Below are 19,644 nucleotides of genomic sequence, written 5' to 3'. Positions count from 1 at the left end.
TAATGGATATTTTCCAAGGCATGCGCATCTTCGTCCGGGTGGTGGATCTGGGCAGTCTCACGGCTGCTGCCCACACCCTCGACCTGTCCACCGCCCAGGTGTCGCGCCTGCTGGCGGAACTGGAAAGCCATCTGCAGACCCGCCTGCTGCACCGCACCACCCGGCGGCTGGCGCTGACCGAGGCGGGCGAGCGCTATCTCGAACGCTGCCGGCGCATCCTGCAGGACGTTGGCGAGGCCGAAGCCGAGGCCAGCGGCGCCCATCTCAAGCCCCATGGCCATCTGCGCCTGCATTCCATGACTGGTCTGGGCACCCAGTTGCTGGCGCCGCTGGTGTCGCGCTTCTGCGCGCGCTATCCCCATGTCGAGATCGTCATGAATCTCTCGCAGAACCACCCGGCGCTGCTGGAGGATGGGCACGACATCGCCATTACCCTGGACACCGAACTGGCCGACTCGGATTTCGTCGCCCAGCGTCTCGGTGGCGTCTACAGCGTGGTCTGCGCGGCGCCCAGCTATCTGGCGCAGCGCCCGGCGCCCAAGGTGCCGGCCGATCTCGCCGCGCACGACTGCCTGCGCCTGCTGGATCCGAATTTCTCCGAACGCTGGGTCTTCGCCGGTGAAGACGGCGAGCAGCAGGTGGCGCCGCGCTACGTCTTCCAGGTCAATGTCGCCGAGGCTCTGGCCAGCGTGGCCCGCCAGGGCATGGGCATCTGCCTGCTGCCCAGCTACATCGCGGTCAACTACCTGCGCGATGGCAGCCTGGTGCGCCTGCTGCCCAACTTCCGCCTGCGCGAACGCAATATCCATGCGCTCTATCCCTCGCGGCGCTTTCTCGACGCCAAGATCAAGACCTGGATAGACTTCCTCAAGGAAGAATTGCCCGAACGGCTGCAGCTGGAGAATCGGGTGCTTGAGGACCAGCGCTACTGGGCCAAGGACTAGGCCAGGGCTTGTTGCAATCCTTGCAACAGTCATTTAATTAGCAAGCTATTTATTAGGCGGCGTTCTTTCCCTAGAATGGTCCTGTACCCCGATGAACACGACCTTTGAGGAGTTCGCCATGAAACGTTCTCTGTCTGCCCTGTTGCTGACCCTTGCCGCCTTGACCGCCACCCAGTTCGCCGCTGCCGACGACAATCCCAGCCTGAGATACAAGCTGGTCGATCAGAATCATGCCGCCATGCAGCACTACGGCGATCAGGCCGCTCCCGCCGCCGACGCGCGTCGCTGAGCCGCTCCGCTTTCGAAAGACCACCCCTCCTTGCTCCTTTGGTCTTTCTCCGCCGCACCCTTTGGGTGCGGCTTTTTTATATCTGCGGCACACTGAGCCCCTGACCTTGTCGAGGTGCTCATGACCGCCACTTCCGCTCAACGACTTGCCGCCCTGCGCGCCTTCCTGGCCGAGCAGGGCGCCGATGCCTGCCTGATCCCCAGCGCCGATCCCCATCTGTCCGAATACCTGCCGGAACACTGGCAGGGCCGTGCCTGGCTGTCCGGTTTCACCGGCTCCGCCGGGTTGCTGCTGGTGACCCGCGAGGCCGCCGGCGTCTGGACCGACAGCCGCTACTGGGAGCAGGCCACCCAGGAGCTGGCGGGCAGCGGCATCGACCTGATGAAGCAGGTCGCCAGCCAGCCCCAGGCCCACCTGCAGTGGCTGGCCGACCAGGTGCCCGCGGGCGGCACGGTACTGGTGGACGGCCAGGTGCTGTCGCTCGGCGCAGCGGCGGCCCTGCGCCGCGCGCTGGAGCCCAAGGGTATCCGGCTGCGGACCGATCTCGACCCGCTGGCGGCGATCTGGCGCGAGCGCCCCGCGCTGCCGGCGGCACCGGTCTATGCCCATGCCGCCCCCCAGGCCCCCCATCCGCGCAGCGCCAAGCTCGCCCAGGTGCGCGAGAAGCTGAAGGACGCCAAGGCCGACTGGCATTTCATCTCCTCGCTGGACGACATCGCCTGGCTGCTCAACCTGCGCGGCGCCGACGTGCCCTACAACCCGGTGTTCCTCGCCCATGTGCTGCTGGGTAGCGACAGCTGCCAGCTGTTCATCGACCCGGCCAAGGTGCCGGCCGAGATCCGCACGGCCCTGGTGGAGGACGGCGTGACCCTGGCCGACTACCACCAGGCGGCCGCCGAGCTGGCCCGGCTGCCGGCCGGCAGTCGCCTGCTGGTGGACCCGGCGCGGGTCACCCTCGGGCTGGCCGAGGCCGCGCCCCAAGGGGTCGAGCGGCACGAGCAGATCAATCCCTCGACCCTGCTCAAGGCCTGCAAGACCGCCGAGGAGGTGGCCCAGGTGCGCATGGCCATGGAAGAGGACGGCGCCGCGCTGTGCGTCTTCTTCGCCCGTTTCGAGGCAGCCCTGGCCCGTGGCGAGCGCCTCACCGAGCTGACCGTGGACGACTGGCTGAGCGAGGCCCGCGCGGCGCGCCCCAACTTCGTCTCTCTGAGCTTCGCCACCATCGCCGGCTTCAACGCCGGTGGCGCCCTGCCGCACTACCGGGCGACCGAAGAAGCCCATGCCGAACTCCAGGGCGACGGCCTGCTGCTGATCGACAGTGGCGGCCAGTACCTGGGCGGCACCACCGACATCACCCGGGTGGTGCCCATCGGCACCCCCAGCGCCGCCCAGAAGCGCGATTTCACCCTGGTGCTCAAGGGCATGCTGGCGCTGTCGCGGGCACGCTTTCCGGCCGGCGTCGCCGCGCCCATGCTCGACGCCCTGGCGCGCGAGCCGATCTGGGCCGCCGGCATCGACTACGGCCACGGCACCGGCCATGGCGTGGGCTACTTCCTCAATGTGCACGAGGGGCCGCAGTCGATTTCCTTCTATGCCACGGTCACCCCGCACCATGTCCTGCGCGAGGGCATGATCACCTCCAACGAACCGGGTATCTATCGCCCCGGCCAGTGGGGCGTGCGGCTGGAGAACCTGCTCCTGTGCACCCGCGCGGAAACCACCGAATTCGGTGATTTCCTGGCCTTCGAGACCCTGACCCTCTGTCCGCTGGACACCCGCTGCCTGGATCTGGCCCTGCTGCGCAGCGATGAGCTGGACTGGCTGGATGGCTATCACGCCGAGGTCCGCCGCCGCGTACTGCCGCTGGTCGAGGGCGCCGCGCGCGACTGGCTGCTGGCCCGCACCGAACCCGTCGCGAGGACTGCCCGATGAGCAGCAACGCCCAGCAATTCGCCAGTGACAACTATTCCGGTATCTGCCCGGAAGCCTGGGCCGCCATGGCCGCGGCCAACGTCGGCCACGAGACCGCCTACGGCAACGACACCTGGACGGCGCGCGCCGCCGATCGCTTTCGCCAGCTGTTCGAGACCGACTGCGAGGTGTTCTTCGCCTTCAACGGCACCGCGGCCAACTCCCTGGCCCTGGCGGCGCTGTGCCAGAGCTACCACAGCGTGATCTGCGCCGACACCGCCCACGTCGAGACCGACGAATGCGGCGCGCCGGAATTCTTTTCCAACGGCTCCAAGCTGCTGCTGGCACCGGCCCACCAGGGCAAGCTGACCCCGGGCGCCATCCAGCAGATCGCCACCAAGCGCGCCGACATCCACTTTCCCAAGCCGCGGGCAGTGACCGTCACCCAGGCCACCGAGGTGGGTACCCTCTATGGCCTCAACGAATTGCAGGCCATCAGCGCCACCTGCCGCGACCTCGGCCTGCACCTGCACATGGACGGCTCGCGCTTTTCCAATGCCGTGGCCGGCCTGGGCTGCACCCCGGCCGAGGTGACCTGGAAGGCCGGCGTCGACGTGCTCTGCTTTGGTGGCACCAAGAGCGGCATGGCGGTGGGGGAGGCGATCCTCTTCTTCAACCGCGAGCTGGCCGAGGACTTCGAATACCGCTGCAAGCAGGCCGGCCAGCTGGCGTCCAAGATGAGATTCCTCTCCGCGCCCTGGCTTGGCGTGCTGGAAAACGACACCTGGCTGCGCCACGCTCGCCACGCCAACGCCATGGCCCAGCTGCTCGCCGAGCGGGTGCGCGGGGTGCCCGGCGTGGACTTCATGTTCCCGGTGGAAGCCAACTCGGTGTTCCTGCAGCTCTCCGAACCGGCGCTGGAATACCTGCGCGCCCGCGGCTGGCGCTTCTACACCTTCATCGGCAGCGGCGGGGCGCGTTTCATGTGCTCCTGGGATACCGAAGAGGCGCGCGTGCTGGAGCTGGCGGCGGACATTCGGACGGCGATGGGCGGGTAGGGCGCAGCGCGGCCGTGGCCGTGCGATGGCTGCTTAAACTGTAGGAGCGGCCGCATCGGCGGACCGCCATGGCCGCGATCAGACCTGGCGCTGGCTTTATCGCGGCCATGGACCGCTCCTACGGGATTCGATGCTCTCTCATCCATCGCTGCCCATTCCCAGGTGGAAAACGCTGCGCCGTTTTCCACGCTCCGGTGTTCTCCGGGGACGCCGCCCGCACCAACCGTTACCATGGCCGATCTCTTCCTCGTCTCCAGCGATTCATGGCCAAGAAGTCCAGCAAAGCCTTCTCTACCGCGGTCAATTCCGCTGCCCCCACGCTCATCGACGTGGCCCGGGTCGCCGGGGTGTCGCCGATCACCGTCTCGCGGGCGCTGAATCGACCGGAGATCGTCAGCGAGGCGGCGCGGGAGAAGGTGCTGGCGGCGGTGCAGGCCACCGGCTACGTGCCCAATCTGCTGGCCGGCGGCCTGGCCTCCAATCGCAGTCGCCTGGTGGCGCTGTTCGTGCCGACCATCGTTCACTCCATCTTCGCCGAGACCGTCCAGGCATTGATGGCGCGCCTGTCCCAGGCCGGCTACCAGACCCTGCTGGGCCTGACCGGCTACAGCGCCGAACAGGAGGAGCAGCTGCTGGCCGCGGTGCTGGGGCGCAAGCCCGATGGCATCGTGCTGACCGGTACCCTGCACACCGCCGCCAGTCGGCAGCGCCTGGCCCAGGCCGGCATCCCGGTGGTGGAGTCCTGGGACCTCGGTGAAGACCCGCTAGACATGCAGGTGGGTTTTTCCCATGAAGCCGTGGGGCGCGCCCAGGCCGAGCATCTGCACGCCCGTGGCTATCGGCGCTTCGCCGTGGTCTCGGTGGACGACCCCCGCGCTCTGCGGCGCTGTCGCAGCCTGGTCGCGCGGCTGGCCGAGCTGGGCGTGGCGGAACCGCCGCTGGAGATCCTGCCGGCGCCGGCGCTGGTGGAGTCCGGACGGGCGGGCCTGCGCCAGCTGCTGGCCCGTGACGAGGCCTTCGATGTGGTGGTGTGCAGCTCGGACACCGTCGCCCAGGGCGTCATGGCGGAAGCCGCCAGCCGCGGTCTGCGCCTGCCCGAAGACCTGGCGGTGCTGGGCTTCGGCAATCTCTCCAGCGCCGCCCAGATGCACCCGGCGCTGTCCTCGGTCAGCGTCGAAGGCGATCGCATGGGCACCCTGGCGGCAGAGGCGTTGCTGCAACGGTTCGACGAAGGCGATGGTGTCCGGGAGGCGGTGCGCATCGACACCGGTTTCCATATCATCGACCGCGCCACGACCTGACCATCGGCGCTTAAGTTGTTAGACGTCATACTTGTATGGTTGCGCAATCATGGCTTAGTCTTGGGCAAACGCCAGGGCTGAGTCAGATTGTCGCATCAGGATATGATTGCGCAATCATCCGGTGACTCGCACCTTCAATAAAAACAATCACGCAAGAGGGATCCCCATGGATGCCACAAGACCCACCCGGGTGCGCTACCTGATCCTGTTGATGCTGTTCGTGGTGACCACCATCAACTACGCCGACCGCGCCACCATCGCCATCGCCGGCTCCAGCCTGCAGAAGGACCTCGGCATCAGCGCCGTCACCCTCGGCTATATCTTCTCCGCCTTCGGCTGGGCCTACGTGGCCGGGCAGATTCCCGGCGGCTGGCTGCTGGATCGCTTCGGTTCGAAGAAGGTCTATGCCGGCAGCATCTTCTTCTGGTCGCTGTTCACCCTGCTGCAGGGGCTGGTCGGCGGCCTGCCGGTGGCCTGGGCGGTGACCACCCTGTTCATGCTGAGATTCCTGGTCGGCCTGGCCGAGGCACCGTCCTTCCCAGGCAACGCGCGCATCGTCGCCGCCTGGTTCCCCACCGCCGAACGCGGCACCGCCTCGGCGATCTTCAACTCGGCGCAGTATTTCGCCACCGCGCTGTTCGCGCCGATCATGGGCGGCATCGTCTTCCACTTCGGCTGGGAGCACGTCTTCGTCATCATGGGGGCCCTGGGCATCCTCTTCTCCGGGGTCTGGCTGAAGTACATCCACAACCCCAAGGAGCATCCGCGCATCAACGCCGCTGAGCTGGCGCACATCCGCGATAACGGCGGTCTGGTGGACATGGACAACGGCGCCCGCCAGCAGGGCGGCGGTCCCAAGTGGCACTACATCACTCAGCTGCTGACCAATCGCATGATGCTCGGTGTCTACCTCGGCCAGTACTGCATCAACGCCATCACCTATTTCTTCCTGACCTGGTTCCCGGTGTACCTGGTGCAGGAGCGCGGCATGACCATTCTCAAGGCCGGTTTCATCGCCTCGCTGCCGGCCATCTGCGGCTTCATCGGTGGGGTGCTCGGCGGGGTGATCTCCGACTACCTGCTGCGGCGCGGCCATTCCCTGACCTTCGCCCGCAAGCTGCCCATCGTCTGCGGCCTGCTGCTCTCCACCAGCATGATCTTCTGCAATTACGTCGACGCCGACTGGATGGTGGTGGGCTTCATGACCCTGGCCTTCTTCGGCAAGGGCATCGGCGCCCTGGGCTGGGCGGTGGTGGCGGACACCTCGCCCAAGCAGATCGCCGGGCTCTCCGGCGGCCTGTTCAACACCTTCGGCAACCTGGCCTCCATCACCACCCCCATCGTCATCGGCTATCTCATCGCCGCCACCGGCTCCTTCAAGTGGGCGCTGGTCTATGTCGGGGCCAATGCCCTGGTGGCGGTGTTCAGCTACCTGTTCATCGTCGGTCGCATCCAGCGCGTCGAGCTGCGTACCGCCGATGGCGAGATCCTGGGCGCGACCCAGCCTGACCCGGCCCGGGCCTGAGCCCCGGCAGAGGATAAGAACATGAACCTGATCGATCACCGTGATTCGCCGCGCTACATCAAGCTCCACCCCCAGGACAACGTCGGGGTGGTGGTCAACGAACCCGGCGTGGCCGCCGGCACCGCCTTCGCCGATGGCCTGACCACGGTCGAGGCCATTCCCCAGAGTCACAAGGTCTCCCTGGTGGACCTCAGGGAAGGTGCCGCGGTGGTGCGCTATGGTGAGGTCATCGGCTACGCCCTGCAGGACGTTCCCGCCGGCAGCTGGATCACCGAAGCCCTGCTGCGCATGCCGGAGCCGCCGGCGCTGGACAACCTGCCCAAGGCCACCGCGCCCGGTCAGGTCGGCGAAGCCCTGGAAGGCTACACCTTCGAGGGCTTTCGCAATCCGGACGGCAGCGTCGGCACCCGCAACATCCTGGCGGTGACCACCACCGTGCAGTGTGTGGTGGGGGTGCTGGACCACTGCGTGGAGCGGGTACGCAAGGAGATCCTGCCGCGCTACCCCAATGTCGACGACGTGGTGCCGCTGTCCCACAGCTACGGCTGCGGGGTGGCCATCAACGCCCCGGATGCGGTGATCCCCATCCGTACCCTGCACAACATCAGCCGCAACCCCAACTTCGGTGGCCAGGCGCTGGTCATCGGCCTGGGTTGCGAGAAGCTGCAGGCCAGCCAGCTGATGCCGGGCGACGACCTCACCGCCGGACAGAACGAAGAAGACTGGCTGTTCCGCCTGCAGGACTCGGCCAATGGCTTCGCCGGCATGGTCGAGCAGATCATGGGGCTGATCGAAGCGCGTCTGGAGGTGCTCGATCAGCGCCGCCGTGAAACGGTACCAGCGTCCGAACTGGTGGTGGGCATGCAGTGCGGCGGCAGCGACGCCTTCTCCGGCATCACCGCCAATCCGGCCCTGGGCGTGGCCGCCGATCTGCTGGTGCGGGCCGGCGCCACCGTGATGTTTTCCGAGAACACTGAGGTGCGCGACGGCATCCACCTGCTGACCCCGCGCGCCGCCACCCCGGAGGTGGCCGACGCCCTGATCCGCGAGATGGACTGGTACGACCGCTACCTGGAGCAGGGCATGGCCGATCGCAGCGCTAATACCACCCCTGGCAACAAGAAGGGCGGGCTGAACAACATCGTCGAAAAGGCCATGGGGTCGATCGCCAAGTCGGGTACCAGCCCCATCGCCGGGGTCATCGCGCCCGGCGAGAAGATCCGTGGCAAGGGCCTGTACTTCGCTGCCACCCCGGCCAGCGACTTCATCTGCGGCACCCTGCAACTGGCCGCGGGCATGAACCTGCATATCTTCACCACCGGTCGCGGCACCCCCTACGGACTGTCCATGGTGCCGGTGATCAAGGTCTCGACCCGCACCCAGCTGGCCGAGCGCTGGCCGGACCTGATCGACATCGATGCCGGTCGGGTGGTGAGCGGGCGGCTGTCGCTGGAGGAGATGGGCTGGGAGATCTTCCAGTGCTACCTGGACGTGGCCAGCGGCCGCCGCCAGACCTGGGCCGAGCGCCATCGCCTGCACAACGACCTGGCGCTGTTCAATCCGGCGCCGGTGACCTGATCCTGCCACGGCAATAAAAAAGGCCGACCCCGATGGGGTCGGCCTTTTTTCATGGAGCCAGGAAGCTGGCGTGCGGTCGGCGCCCTAGCGCTGGGCAGTGGCCGCCGTCAGTTGCAGACTGGGCAGCAGGTAATGGCCGACGATGAACAGCGAGCCCTTGTCGCTCAGGTGACCATCGTCGATCTGCAGCAGGGTGCGGCCATCCGCAGCCCGTACCCGGCAGGCATCCTCGACGCAGAGTCGTTGCACCAGGGAGATGTACTCCAATCCTGCCGGGAGTTTAGCCTGGCGCATGGCCTGGTCGGTGGCGAGGACGTGGCGATCCAGGGCGGAGTCGGCGATGTGGTCATCGGTGCTGCCCCAGTGGCGGATGGCGATGACGCTGGGCAGCGACGGACTCCACTGGGGAACGGGGCCGAGCAGCACGATGCGCTTGACGCCATAGCTGTGCAGACGCTCGGTGATGGCGTTCCAGTCGGTCTTTTCGTGGTCGGCCTTCTGCGCCATGACCACCACCTCCGGACGCAGGCGCTGAATGGCTTCCAGGGCGGTGCGATTGGAGTAGTTGCAGGTCACTCGCGTCTCGGTTTGCCGACCCATGTCGTCGGTGAGGCGCGGCTTGCAGCTCGCCGAGGCCACCTGGTAGTAGGGCAGGCCGGCCGGCAGCAGGCTGCGCAAGCCGAAGGACAGGGCCTGGGCATGGGAATCGCCCCAGACGAAGAGACCACCCTTGCCCTGGCCGTGGGTGCAGCTGGGGTCGATGGCGTCCTGGTGGCGTTGGGTAAAGGCCGAATAGGCGTCGCACTTGAGCCAGTAGAGGTCGTGGAGATTCTTCTGGCGATCCAGGTATTCCTGCACGAATTGCGCGCGGTCCGACTGGCTGATGCTGCGCAGCGGCGTGATGGCACCGTCGGTGGCGTTCACCGCGCCCGCACTGAGGAACAGGGTGGCGAGCAGGCCGGTGCCGGTGGCCAGCGCTGCACCGCTCTGGCCCTTGCGGCGCGAGGCACGGGTCTCCACCAGGGTGTAGGAAGCCCAACCCAGGGCGAAGGAGGCGGCGATGCCCAGCAGCAGGTGCGGCGTCTTGTCGAGCAGGCCGGCATAGCTCATGAACACCACCACCGGCCAGTGCCAGAGGTAGAGCGAGTAGGAGAGGGTGCCGGTCCACTGGGAGAAACCGTTGCCGGTGACCAGCGAATCCTGGCGGGCGGCCAGGATGATGGCGGCAGTGCCAAGCACCGGGATCAGCGCCAGATAGCCCGGCCAGACATCGCCTTCGGCGAGCGTCAGGAAACCCACTGCCAAGGCGATCAGCCCGGCGCCTTCCAGCAGCCGGCGCGAGCGGGCGGCGAGTTGCAGCGGGAAGAGATAGGCGACGCCGCCCACCATCAGCTCCCAGGCACGGGTCGGCAGTAGATAGAAGGCCGCTTCCGGCCAGAGCAGGGAGGCGGTGACGGCGAAGGCGAAGCCGGCCGCGGTGGCGAGCAGGATCAGCACCCGCAGGGTCTTGAGCGACACCAGCTTGGACAGCAGCACCAGGATCAGCGGATAGACCAGGTAGAACTGCCATTCCACCGACAGCGACCAGGTGTGCAGCAGCCATTTCTCATGGGCCGCGGCGGTGAAGTAGCCGGCTTCCTTCCAGTAGACCAGGTTGGAAACGAAACCCAGGCTGCTCGCCACGTGCTTGCCCAGTTCGCCATAGGCGTTGGGCAGCAGGAAGAACCAGCCGGCAATCAACAGCACGGCGCAGAGTACCGCCAGCGCCGGCACGATGCGGCGGACGCGGGACAGGTAGAAGGCGGACAGGCGGAAGCGCTGCTGTTCGAGGGCGCGAAAGATGATCCCGGTGATCAGGAAGCCGGAGATGACGAAGAAGACGTCGACCCCGGCGAAACCGCCCGGTAGCCAGTCGGCATTGAAGTGGAAGAGGACGACGGCGATCACGGCGATCGCGCGCAGCCCATTGATATCTTTCCTGAAGTCCATGAGCGGCATCCGGGCAGCAAGGGGAAGGCGAGAGAAGGAGGCGTCGGGCTAGGCGTGGGGGGCCAGGGTTTCCGGTGCCGGGCGGACCAGGTGCAGGCCGGGGTCGGTCTTGGGCTTGAGCAGCAGATAGCCCAGGGTGATGCCGATGAACAGGTTGGCCACGCCGATCTCGAAGAGGTCGGTGGTCCAGCCGATCAGGCAGAGACAGAAGGCGATGGCCAGCAGAGTGTGGCTTTCACGGTCGCGATTGAGGTACAGACGGATGAACAGCGGCAGCTGCAGGCAGTATAGAGCGATGCCGACCACGCCGAACACGCACCACAGATAGACCACGCTGCTGTCGCAGTTGACCATCAGGTCCAGGCCTGGCACCGGGAAGGCGGCCATGGTGCTACCGAACATGCCGAAGCCGGCGCCGGTCAGGGTCCAGCCGGGTTCGCTCATGACCTCGACCACGTTGGGCCAGGTGTTGACCAGGCGGTCGTAGAAGGAGGCCAGGCCGCTGTCGCTGGTTACCACATGGGGATCGAAGTCGCGGATCAGGCTCAGGATCGGCAGCAGCAGGCCGCCCACCACGCCGAGCAGCAACAGCAGGTAGGTGGACCACGGGAAGCGCCGACCCAGCATCAGCATCAGGGTGAAGGCGAAGGCCGCAGCCGGGGCCTTGCTGGTGGTCAGCAGGATGCCGAACAGGCCGGTCAGGGCCATCAGCAGCCAAAGCGTGTAGGAGCGCGCGAAATAGGAGAGATAGAGGCAGTAGACGGCGATCAGGGCGGCCAGGACGTTGGACACGCGGGCGAAACCGGCGATGCGGTCGGCCTCGCCGGCCATCCAGTTGGTGTTGCCGGCGATGTCGTTGCCACCCAGGGTGTAGCTGTAGCCCTTCCAGGGGACGGAGGTGTACTTGTCCAGCAGGATGCCGATGAGCGAGGCGATCAGCAGACCCAGCACCACCCGGCCGAGCAGGCGTCGCTGCTCCAGCAGCTCGCGGCCGCAGAGCAGGCCGAACAGCAGTGGGCTGTAGACGAACAGCGAGAAGAAGACGTTGTTGATGCTGGCGCCATGCAGCAACGCCAGGGCCGCATAGGCCGGGATGCTGAGCAGGGCCACCCAGAGGATGCGCGGTAGCTTGGCGGTGGCCAGTTGCAGGGCGAAGAGCGCCAGGCAGGCGATCTTGGGCAGGTAGATCAGCGCCGAGGCACCGGCCATGTCGAGGTAGTAGCGCAGGGCGCCGGAAAAGGTCTCGACGAACAGCAGCGAGATGGCGGTCCAGACCGCGAGGGTCGAATAGCGCCAGGACAAAGCCTGCTGGAACGCCGATTGCGGGGGGGCGACTACGGCCGACATGATCATCATCCCTGGGTTGATGCCGAGGCAGCGGGCCGTGGGCGGCCGCTGCGCTGACGTGAAAGGCGCGAAAGCGATAACCAGCGCGAGGGCTCGCCACCTTGGCGTTGTCCCTGGGCTGGATGAGGTCTGCAAGCGAAAGGCAGGCACGCTACCGCCCATGGCGGTCAGGAACGGCCACGGGCGACAGGTGGAAAAAGGTACGACGCGGGGATGATAGCGGAGGGCTTCCGGCGCCTGTCAAACGGCGCCGGGCCGACCGGAAATCCTCAACGCGGATATCAGAAGCAGGCCACAAAAAGCCCGCTATTTCACCATCCGCCAGGTCAAGGGATAGCGGTAATCGCGGCCCTGGTTGGCCTTGATGCCGGCGATCACCGTCAGCACGAAGGCCACGCAGGCCACCAGTAGCATCAGCGGAAAGCCGATCAGCACCCACACCAGCAGCCAGCAGATCATGTGCAGCAGGGTGACGGTGAGCTGGAAGTTCAACGCCTCTTTGCCCTGGCTGTCGATGAAGGGGTCGTCCTCGCGCTTGAACTGCCAGACCACCAGCGGACCTATGACGTTACCGATGAAGGGCACCACGAAGCCCAGGAAGGCGGCGTAGTGGCAGAGCATGGCCCAGCGCCGGGCTTCGGCGCTGGGGGCGGGGACGAGATCGTGCATGAGCGGGCTTCCTTACTCGCCGTGCAGGGCGGCTTGCTGGAGCTCGAACAGGTCGCGCAGGCCACCCTGGGCCAGTTCGAGCATGGCGTTGAGTTCGGCCGGCTGGAAGGGCGCGCCTTCGGCGGTGCCCTGCACCTCGATGAAGCCACCGGCGTCGGTCATGATCACGTTGAGATCGGTCTCGGCGGCGGAGTCTTCCAGGTAATCCAGGTCGAGCACCGGGGTGCCCTGGTAGATGCCCACGGAGATGGCGGCCACCATCTGCTTGAGCGGATTGCCCTTGAGGTTGCCGCGGCGCTTGAGCGCGCCCAGGGCATCGACCAGGGCCACGCAGGCACCGGTCACCGAGGCGGTGCGGGTACCGCCGTCGGCCTGGATCACGTCGCAGTCGATATAGATGGTGTTCTCGCCCAGCTTGGACAGGTCGACGGCGGCGCGCAGCGAACGACCGATCAGCCGCTGGATCTCCAGGGTCCGACCGCCCTGCTTGCCCTTGGCGGCTTCCCGCTGGTTCCGCTCGCCGGTCGCGCGCGGCAGCATGCCGTACTCGGCGGTGAGCCAGCCCTGGCCCTTGCCCTTGAGAAAGCGCGGCACCCCGGCCTCGACGCTGGCGGTGCAGATCACCTTGGTATCGCCGAATTCCACCAGGACCGAACCCTCGGCGTGCTTGGTGTACTGACGGGTGATGCGGATGGGGCGCAGCTGATCGGCGGCGCGGCCACTGGGACGCTTCATTGCGGGCTTCCTGTAAGGCGTAGATATCAGGTCCATAGTATAGGGAGCGTCCGGCTCATGCGACACGGATGCATTGGGTCGCTCCGATCAGGTGCGCTAGAATCGTGCGTTTTACATGCGTGGTCGCTCGGGATCGCCCCAGATCCACGCATCGTCAGACGAGGATCCTGCCATGGTGCACAGCATGACGGCGTTCGCCCGGGTCGAGCGGCCGGGGCCCCAGGGCACCCTGAGCTGGGAGTTGCGCTCGGTCAATCACCGCTATCTGGAGCCCCACCTGCGGCTGCCGGAGACCTTTCGCGATCTGGAGTCCGGCGTGCGCGAGGCGCTGCGCCGGCGCCTGTCGCGGGGCAAGCTGGAGTGCGTGCTGCGTGAGGAGCGCGACGAGAGCGTGGCCCTGCGCGTCGATGCCCGCCGCGCCGCGCAACTGGTGGCCGCCGCCGAAGACGTCGCCGCGCTGATCGCGCGCCCGGCCAAGCTCGATCCCCTGGCCGTGCTGGCCTGGCCCGGGGTGCTGGCGGGCGCCGAGGTGGATGGCGCCGAACTCAAGGCCCAGACCCTGGCGCTGTTCGAGGCGGCGCTGGATGAATTGCTCGACGGCCGGCAGCGCGAGGGCCGCGAACTGGCGCGCCTGATCGAGGAACGCCTGGACCAGGTGCTGGCGGAGGTGGCGACCCTGCGCGCGCTGCTGCCCGAGCTGCTGGCCCTGCAACGGCGCCGTATCCTCGAGCGCTGCGCCGAGGCGGGGGTCGAGTTCGAACCGGCGCGGCTGGAGCAGGAACTGGTGCTGCTGGCGCAGAAGAGCGACGTGGCCGAGGAACTGGATCGTCTGGAGACCCATGTGGCCGAGGTGCGGCGGGTCCTGGCGGGCAGCGGCGCGGCCGGCCGGCGGCTGGATTTCCTCATGCAGGAACTCAATCGCGAGGCCAATACCCTGGGTTCCAAGGCCATCGACGCCCGGGCCTCCCAGGCGGCCATCAATCTCAAGGTGCTCATCGAACAGATGCGTGAGCAAGTGCAGAACATCGAATAGGCGGACCTTCATGACAGCCCTTCCCGGCACCCTCTACATCGTTTCCGCGCCTTCCGGCGCCGGCAAGACCAGCCTGGTCAAGGCCCTGCTGGATGCCCTGCCCGACATCCGCGTGTCGGTCTCCCACACCACCCGCGCCATGCGCCCGGGTGAAGCCGACGGGGTGAACTACCACTTCGTCGATTGCGCGACCTTTACCAACCTGCTCGAACACGGCGACTTCCTCGAGCACGCCGAGGTGTTCGGCAACTACTACGGCACCTCCCAGGCCGCCCTGGAGCGCACCCTCGCCGAAGGCCACGACCTGATCCTGGAAATCGACTGGCAGGGCGCCCAGCAGGTCCGTCGCAAGCTGCCCCACGCCCAGTCGATCTTCATCCTGCCGCCGAGCCAGGCCGCCCTGCGCCAGCGCCTGGACAATCGCGGCCAGGACAGCGCCGAGATCATCGAAAGACGCATGCGCGAGGCGGTCAGCGAGATGAGTCACTATGTCGAATACGACTACCTGATCATCAACGACGACTTCGCCAGCGCCCTGGAAGACCTCAAGTCGATCTTCCGCACCCGCCAGCTGCGCCTGGATCGTCAGCAGCGCCGCCACGACGATCTGCTGGTGGATCTGCTGGGCTGATACCTGCCTCGCGGCCCGCGCCTTCAGCGCGCGGGCTGTCCGCTCCCCGCGTCGCCGCCGCAGGACGTCCGGCGCCCTTCCAAAGCCATGAATTATCTCGTTACATTTTTTCTGGGCCTTGGCTTGGGCGGCTGGCGCCTGTCGATGTTTTGGCAGTCGCGCTATTTATCTGGTTTTACACAAAAAATATTGATCATCGGCTGACGGTTATTGGCTCTGCTCTAATGTAAGGCCGCTTTTTATATGCTTATTTAAAAGCATTAAAACAGCGACTTTCTACCTGCTTTCGCCTGCTCGCCATTCGTTACTATTTGTTTAAAGAAACTTTGGCTAGGCTTTTTCCGGACGACTAGCGAAGTTGCCCGTGGGCTAAAGGCGGGCATTTAGCTATCAAGGTCGTTGCTGTTAGCGGTTGTCTGATTACCTGAGCACTGTCAGGGAAACAATTATCGGAACTGACTTCGGTAAAGGGTTTCCTGCTGTCCGCTAGAACTGCCAGAGCCGCGTAGTTGAGCATTTCGCGGGAGCTTTCGGTATTTCAGTGGGACTTTCGTTTTTGACATGACTGTCGTAACAGGAGCGTTCGATATGAAATTAAAGCCTGTGGCCACGCTGATGTTGGCAACGCTGTTGGGTACTACCGCCCAGGCAGCAGAGTCCTTGAGTACGGGTCCTTACTTGCGGCTCAAGGTGCTGGGCAATACCGGATTCGTCCTCAATAGATTGAAGGCGGAAGACACCAAGATCGTCACGGGTGGTGAATACGACTATCTGGTGGTCGGGCCCAATGTGCAGGTCGACGGCAACGTCAAGAAGGAGATCAACGACGCCCTTGATCAAGGCAAACGCGTGATCTTCGACAATCAACCCGGTCAGCACCTCGCCAGTGAGAACGCGGCCCTGGCGCTGGGCATGACCGTCGAGGCGGATGCCCTGATGGTGAAGAAGCCGGAGAAGGACACTGGCCTGCTGATAACCCCCGTCGATCGGCCCACGCGCGCCGATGCCCTGTCCGCGAGCAAGGCCCAGAGCAACAAGCAGGATCAGGCGAGCAACACCATCGAAAACGTCTTCGGACTTTGAGGGACCAAAGTTATGAATACCTTTGCGAAATCCACCTTGGTTGGTGCGCTCGGCTTCCTGCTGTCGACCGGTCTGGTGCAGGCCGGCGAGTGCTTCACCGACCACACCGAGCCCGCCATCCTGGGTGACGGTTCCCGGGCCTTCGCCACCCAGCAGGCAGGCAAGACCTGGGAGGACTGGATCTGGCGCGGGCCGATCTTCCGCTGCTCGACCAGAGGAACCATCGACTGCACCTACACCTGGGGCGAGACCAAGACCTCCAGCTACGGCTGGTCGGTAGGGGTCAAGATCAATCCGGAGAAGCTGCCCTTCATCGGCAAATACCTGAGCATCCTCGGCGTCGATGGCAGCTACAAGCAGGATCGCACGATGAGTACCGCCTTCACCTGGGGCGTGAGGATAGAGCCGGGCTACAAGGCGCAACCCATTCAGGTGGTGGAGCGACGCTGGAAAAGCGGCAAGTTCCGCGGCGCCTGGGTCCGCACCGGCAGTTGTTCGCGCGGCATCGGCAACCCACCCGGGATGCACTGGTACGACTGGGATTCCAAGCGGGTGATCAGCAGCTGGAGCGGTAGCGTGGAGGTGAGCAGATACGCCACCTACCACGTCTATCGCTAGGCCTGCGCCCGCGCCAAGGCCGGGTCATGGCGCCCCGGCCTTGGCCGTCGCGGTGGCTGCTGGTCGAGTACCCAGGCAGTCCGCCGCCAACGCTCGTCAAAACCGCTCTTTGGATGGATGGCGATGGGGGCCCGGCTGATCACACTCAGCACGGGCCGTCCGTGCGCGACGCCCTCCTTGCAGTACGGTCGATTCCGCCATCTCGCCGGGGTCGCGGCTAGTCGTCCTGTCCTCGGTAGATTCCACTGGAGCGGAAGACCGTCATGAAGACCCCTACCTTGCTGGCGGCGCTGCTCGCTGGCCTTGCAGCGCCGGCATTCGCCGTCGAGCAGAGCATCACCCTGACTCAGACCGGTAATGACAACCAGGCCACCCTGAACCAGAGCGGTGGTCGCGCCAATAGCGTTGAGCAACTGCAAAGCGGCGATGACAATCGCACGACCCTCGAACAGCGCCAGGCCTTCGGCGCCCAGGCGCGGATCGCGCAGACGTCCAGCGGCAATGGGCTGCAGATTTTCCAGGAAGGCAGTAATCAGCAGATCGTCGTGACCCAACTGGAAAACGGCAACCACTACGCCGAGATCACCCAAACCGGCGGTGGCGCGGGCAACGGCCTGGAGCTGGAGCAGCGCGGCAATGCGGCATCGGCCTACCTGAGCCAGGCGGGCGATCTCAATGTGTACAGCGTGCGCCAGGCGGGCTTCGGCGGCAACGACCTGCGGGCGACCAGCACCGGCGATGGCAATCGGGTGACCGTGGAGCAACGCGGCGGCGGCCTGGCAGAGGTGGTGCAGACCGGCAACAACAACGCGGCGCAGCTGACGCAAAGCGTGTCTTTCGCCGGTGGGCGGGCCACGCTGCGTCAGCAGGGCAACGGCAATCAGGTGCAGGCCGAGCAGGAAACCAGTCGCTACAGCAGCGCCCTGGCGCTGAGCCAGGGCGGCGATGGTAACCAGGCCCAGTTGTCACAACGCGCTGGCTTCAGCGACATCACCTTCACCCAGCAGGGCAACGCCAACGAACTGAGCGCCACCCAGACCGGCTTGGAAGCCCGAATCGCCGGCATCAGCGCAGGCGATGCCAACCAGGCGACCTTCGTTCAGAGCGGCGTGCGGGTGGAGGCGGAGATCCAGCAGCAAGGCAATGGCAACCTGGCGTCCATTACCCAGGACACGGTGCCGGACAGCTTCAGCGGCGCCAGTGCCTTCATCGGCCAGACCGGCGACTCCAACTCGGCGATGATCGACCAGGTCGGTTCCACGGCGCGCATCACGCAGAGCGGCTTCGGTAACCAGGCGACGATCTACCAGCGCTGAAGGGAGACGGGCTGACCCCGACCGGGATCAGCCTGCCGATGGCTTACAGCTTGATCCAGGTCGCCTTGAGCTCGGTGTACTTGTCGAAGGCGTGCAGGGACTTGTCGCGACCGTTGCCGGACTGCTTGAAGCCGCCGAAGGGCGCGGTCATGTCGCCGCCGTCGTACTGGTTGACCCAGACGCTGCCGGCGCGCAGGGCGCGGGCGGTCTTGTGGGCCTTGGAGATGTCGCGGGTCCAGACCGCGGCGGCCAGGCCGTATTGGGTGTCGTTGGCGATCTGCACGGCTTCTTCGGCGGTGTCGAAGGTGATCACCGAGAGCACCGGGCCGAAGATCTCTTCGCGGGCGATCTTCATGGCGTTGCTCACGCCGTCGAAGATGGTCGGCTCGACATAGACGCCACCGGTCTCTTCCAGGGTGCGCTTGCCACCGGCCACCAGGGTGGCGCCTTCGGCATGGCCGGCTTCGATGTAGCGCAGCACGGTGTCCAGCTGGGTGGTGTCCACCAGGGCGCCGACGTTGGTCTCGGGGTCCAGCGCATGGCCGGGCTTCCAGCCCTTTAGGGCCTCAACCACCAGCGGCAGGAATTCTTCCTTGATGGAGCGCTCCACCAGCAGGCGCGAACCGGCGGTGCAGTCCTCGCCCTGGTTGAAGGCGATACCGCTGGCGGCGGCCGCGGCGGCGTCCTTGAGGTCGGGGGCATCGGCGAAGACGATGTTGGGGCTCTTGCCGCCGGCTTCCAGCCAGACGCGCTTCATGTTGGATTCGCCGGAATAGGCCAGCAGCTGCTTGGCGACCCGGGTGGAACCGGTGAAGACGATGGTGTCGACGTCCGCATGCAGGCCCAGGGCCTTGCCGACGGTATGGCCGTAACCCGGCAACACGTTGAACACCCCGGCCGGGATGCCCGCCTGCTGCGCCAGCTGGGCGACGCGGATGGCGGTCAGCGGCGACTTCTCCGAGGGCTTGAGCACCACCGAGTTGCCGGTGGCGAGCGCCGGGCCGAGTTTCCAGCAGGCCATCATCAGCGGGAAATTCCAGGGCACCACGGCGGCGACCACGCCGACCGGCTCGCGGGTGACCAGGCCGAGCTGGTCATGGGGCGTGGGCGCGACCTCGTCGTAGAGCTTGTCGATGGCCTCGGCGCTCCAGCGGATGGCATTGGCCGAGGCCGGCACGTCGATGGTGAGGGAGTCGGCGATGGGCTTGCCCATGTCCAGGGTTTCCAGCAGCGCCAGCTCTTCGGCGTTGGCCAGCAGCAGGTCGGCGAAGCGGATCAGCACGCGCTTGCGCTGGGCCGGCGCCAGGTGCGCCCAGGTACCCTTCTGGAAGGCGGCGCGGGCGGCAGCCACGGCCAGGTCGGCATCGGCGGCGTCACAGCTGGCGACCTTGGCGAGGAAACGTCCGTCCACCGGACTCAGGCAGTCGAAGGTGGCGCCGGCGGTGGCGTCGACATAGGCGCCGTCGATGAAGGCGCGACCTTCCAGGGTGAGACCTTGGAAGCGCTGCTCCCACTCGGCGCGGCTGGGCAAGCTCATGGGTGACTCCTCGCTAATGGCGGTGAGCAGCCACCCTAAACCGGCCCGGAAGGGTTATCAATATATTTGACACTCGGCCG

Annotated in this window: 17 protein-coding genes; 12 read left to right on the top strand and 5 right to left on the bottom strand. The window is 66.1% G+C overall.

The features are described 5' to 3' along the window. Positions 1-2: 2 nt before the first annotated feature. The 7 genes from DBY63_RS07195 (at position 3) to garD (ending at position 8,606) form a co-directional block, all read left to right on the top strand. Positions 3-944: a LysR family transcriptional regulator gene (locus DBY63_RS07195; protein WP_027598127.1), complete on the top strand. Its 942-nt coding sequence runs from the start codon at positions 3-5 to the stop codon at positions 942-944. 118 nt (positions 945-1,062) lie between these two features. Continuing rightward, positions 1,063-1,233 (top strand): hypothetical protein, encoded by a 171-nt coding sequence (locus DBY63_RS24980; protein ID WP_007161427.1) that lies wholly within the window; start codon positions 1,063-1,065, stop codon positions 1,231-1,233. A 120-nt stretch (positions 1,234-1,353) separates the two neighbouring features. Next, positions 1,354-3,165, top strand: coding sequence for an aminopeptidase P family protein (locus DBY63_RS07190; RefSeq protein ID WP_042135237.1), 1,812 nt, complete (start codon positions 1,354-1,356; stop codon positions 3,163-3,165). After that, positions 3,162-4,202 carry a low specificity L-threonine aldolase gene (locus tag DBY63_RS07185; RefSeq protein WP_108581546.1) on the top strand — a complete coding sequence of 347 codons (1,041 nt, stop codon included), beginning with the start codon at positions 3,162-3,164 and terminating at the stop codon, positions 4,200-4,202. Before DBY63_RS07190 ends, DBY63_RS07185 begins: the two co-directional genes overlap by 4 nt. Positions 4,203-4,465: 263 nt before the next feature. Next, positions 4,466-5,503 carry a LacI family DNA-binding transcriptional regulator gene (locus tag DBY63_RS07180; protein ID WP_074583484.1) on the top strand — a complete coding sequence of 346 codons (1,038 nt, stop codon included), beginning with the start codon at positions 4,466-4,468 and terminating at the stop codon, positions 5,501-5,503. 166 nt (positions 5,504-5,669) lie between these two features. Continuing rightward, on the top strand, positions 5,670-7,028 hold the full coding sequence (locus tag DBY63_RS07175) for an MFS transporter (RefSeq protein WP_007161423.1): 1,359 nt from the start codon (positions 5,670-5,672) through the stop codon (positions 7,026-7,028). A gap of 21 nt (positions 7,029-7,049) precedes the next feature. After that, positions 7,050-8,606, top strand: a complete 1,557-nt coding sequence (garD, locus tag DBY63_RS07170) for a galactarate dehydratase (RefSeq protein ID WP_108581545.1) — start codon at positions 7,050-7,052, stop codon at positions 8,604-8,606. Between the two features lie 84 nt (positions 8,607-8,690). On the opposite strand, the gene DBY63_RS07165 is transcribed toward garD, so the two are convergent. The 4 genes from DBY63_RS07165 to rph all read right to left on the bottom strand — a co-directional run bounded on the left by DBY63_RS07165 (position 8,691) and on the right by rph (position 13,346). Further along, positions 8,691-10,595 carry an acyltransferase family protein gene (locus DBY63_RS07165; RefSeq protein ID WP_108581544.1) on the bottom strand — a complete coding sequence of 635 codons (1,905 nt, stop codon included), beginning with the start codon at positions 10,593-10,595 and terminating at the stop codon, positions 8,691-8,693. Positions 10,596-10,643: 48 nt separating this feature from the next. Next, positions 10,644-11,942 (bottom strand): membrane protein, encoded by a 1,299-nt coding sequence (locus DBY63_RS07160; protein WP_042135246.1) that lies wholly within the window; start codon positions 11,940-11,942, stop codon positions 10,644-10,646. Between the two features lie 306 nt (positions 11,943-12,248). Next, on the bottom strand, positions 12,249-12,611 hold the full coding sequence (locus tag DBY63_RS07155) for a DUF4870 domain-containing protein (RefSeq protein WP_077171325.1): 363 nt from the start codon (positions 12,609-12,611) through the stop codon (positions 12,249-12,251). A 12-nt stretch (positions 12,612-12,623) separates the two neighbouring features. Then, on the bottom strand, positions 12,624-13,346 hold the full coding sequence (gene rph / locus DBY63_RS07150; protein ID WP_044341134.1) for a ribonuclease PH: 723 nt from the start codon (positions 13,344-13,346) through the stop codon (positions 12,624-12,626). 172 nt (positions 13,347-13,518) lie between these two features. Here rph and DBY63_RS07145 point away from each other — a divergent pair, with 172 nt between their 5' ends. The 5 genes from DBY63_RS07145 (at position 13,519) to DBY63_RS07125 (ending at position 18,027) form a co-directional block, all read left to right on the top strand. Then, positions 13,519-14,379, top strand: a complete 861-nt coding sequence (locus DBY63_RS07145) for a YicC/YloC family endoribonuclease (RefSeq protein WP_007161417.1) — start codon at positions 13,519-13,521, stop codon at positions 14,377-14,379. A gap of 10 nt (positions 14,380-14,389) precedes the next feature. Beyond that, positions 14,390-15,010, top strand: coding sequence for a guanylate kinase (gene gmk, locus DBY63_RS07140; RefSeq protein WP_007161416.1), 621 nt, complete (start codon positions 14,390-14,392; stop codon positions 15,008-15,010). Positions 15,011-15,598: 588 nt separating this feature from the next. Beyond that, complete coding sequence (locus tag DBY63_RS07135) at positions 15,599-16,093, top strand: hypothetical protein (RefSeq protein WP_139346894.1); 495 nt, start codon at positions 15,599-15,601, stop codon at positions 16,091-16,093. Positions 16,094-16,105: 12 nt separating this feature from the next. After that, entirely contained in the window at positions 16,106-16,711 is a 606-nt protein-coding gene (locus DBY63_RS07130; protein WP_042135254.1) for a hypothetical protein, read from the top strand. A gap of 263 nt (positions 16,712-16,974) precedes the next feature. Next, positions 16,975-18,027: a hypothetical protein gene (locus tag DBY63_RS07125; protein WP_027598135.1), complete on the top strand. Its 1,053-nt coding sequence runs from the start codon at positions 16,975-16,977 to the stop codon at positions 18,025-18,027. Positions 18,028-18,070: 43 nt separating this feature from the next. Here DBY63_RS07125 and DBY63_RS07120 read toward each other — a convergent pair whose 3' ends face one another. Beyond that, positions 18,071-19,564, bottom strand: a complete 1,494-nt coding sequence (locus tag DBY63_RS07120; protein WP_108581543.1) for an aldehyde dehydrogenase — start codon at positions 19,562-19,564, stop codon at positions 18,071-18,073. Between the last annotated feature and the right edge of the window lie 80 nt (positions 19,565-19,644).

This window comes from Pseudomonas sp. RIT411 (assembly GCF_003057735.2).
Classification (GTDB): domain Bacteria; phylum Pseudomonadota; class Gammaproteobacteria; order Pseudomonadales; family Pseudomonadaceae; genus Chryseomonas; species Chryseomonas oryzihabitans.
This window is presented reverse-complemented; position numbering and strand designations above follow the sequence as displayed.

What these genes read in the sequence shown, in the direction of transcription:
- DBY63_RS07160 (WP_042135246.1), bottom strand. Translation starts at nt 11,942, where the DNA reads ATGTCGGCCGTAGTCGCCCCCCCGCAATCGGCGTTCCAGCAGGCTTTG.
- DBY63_RS07195 (WP_027598127.1), top strand. Translation starts at nt 3, where the DNA reads ATGGATATTTTCCAAGGCATGCGCATCTTCGTCCGGGTGGTGGATCTG.
- rph (WP_044341134.1), bottom strand. Translation starts at nt 13,346, where the DNA reads ATGAAGCGTCCCAGTGGCCGCGCCGCCGATCAGCTGCGCCCCATCCGC.
- DBY63_RS07165 (WP_108581544.1), bottom strand. Translation starts at nt 10,595, where the DNA reads ATGGACTTCAGGAAAGATATCAATGGGCTGCGCGCGATCGCCGTGATC.
- DBY63_RS07135 (WP_139346894.1), top strand. Translation starts at nt 15,599, where the DNA reads ATGAAATTAAAGCCTGTGGCCACGCTGATGTTGGCAACGCTGTTGGGT.
- DBY63_RS07130 (WP_042135254.1), top strand. Translation starts at nt 16,106, where the DNA reads ATGAATACCTTTGCGAAATCCACCTTGGTTGGTGCGCTCGGCTTCCTG.
- DBY63_RS07145 (WP_007161417.1), top strand. Translation starts at nt 13,519, where the DNA reads ATGGTGCACAGCATGACGGCGTTCGCCCGGGTCGAGCGGCCGGGGCCC.
- DBY63_RS07120 (WP_108581543.1), bottom strand. Translation starts at nt 19,564, where the DNA reads ATGAGCTTGCCCAGCCGCGCCGAGTGGGAGCAGCGCTTCCAAGGTCTC.
- DBY63_RS07180 (WP_074583484.1), top strand. Translation starts at nt 4,466, where the DNA reads ATGGCCAAGAAGTCCAGCAAAGCCTTCTCTACCGCGGTCAATTCCGCT.
- DBY63_RS07190 (WP_042135237.1), top strand. Translation starts at nt 1,354, where the DNA reads ATGACCGCCACTTCCGCTCAACGACTTGCCGCCCTGCGCGCCTTCCTG.
- DBY63_RS07155 (WP_077171325.1), bottom strand. Translation starts at nt 12,611, where the DNA reads ATGCACGATCTCGTCCCCGCCCCCAGCGCCGAAGCCCGGCGCTGGGCC.
- DBY63_RS07175 (WP_007161423.1), top strand. Translation starts at nt 5,670, where the DNA reads ATGGATGCCACAAGACCCACCCGGGTGCGCTACCTGATCCTGTTGATG.
- DBY63_RS24980 (WP_007161427.1), top strand. Translation starts at nt 1,063, where the DNA reads ATGAAACGTTCTCTGTCTGCCCTGTTGCTGACCCTTGCCGCCTTGACC.
- DBY63_RS07125 (WP_027598135.1), top strand. Translation starts at nt 16,975, where the DNA reads ATGAAGACCCCTACCTTGCTGGCGGCGCTGCTCGCTGGCCTTGCAGCG.
- garD (WP_108581545.1), top strand. Translation starts at nt 7,050, where the DNA reads ATGAACCTGATCGATCACCGTGATTCGCCGCGCTACATCAAGCTCCAC.
- DBY63_RS07185 (WP_108581546.1), top strand. Translation starts at nt 3,162, where the DNA reads ATGAGCAGCAACGCCCAGCAATTCGCCAGTGACAACTATTCCGGTATC.
- gmk (WP_007161416.1), top strand. Translation starts at nt 14,390, where the DNA reads ATGACAGCCCTTCCCGGCACCCTCTACATCGTTTCCGCGCCTTCCGGC.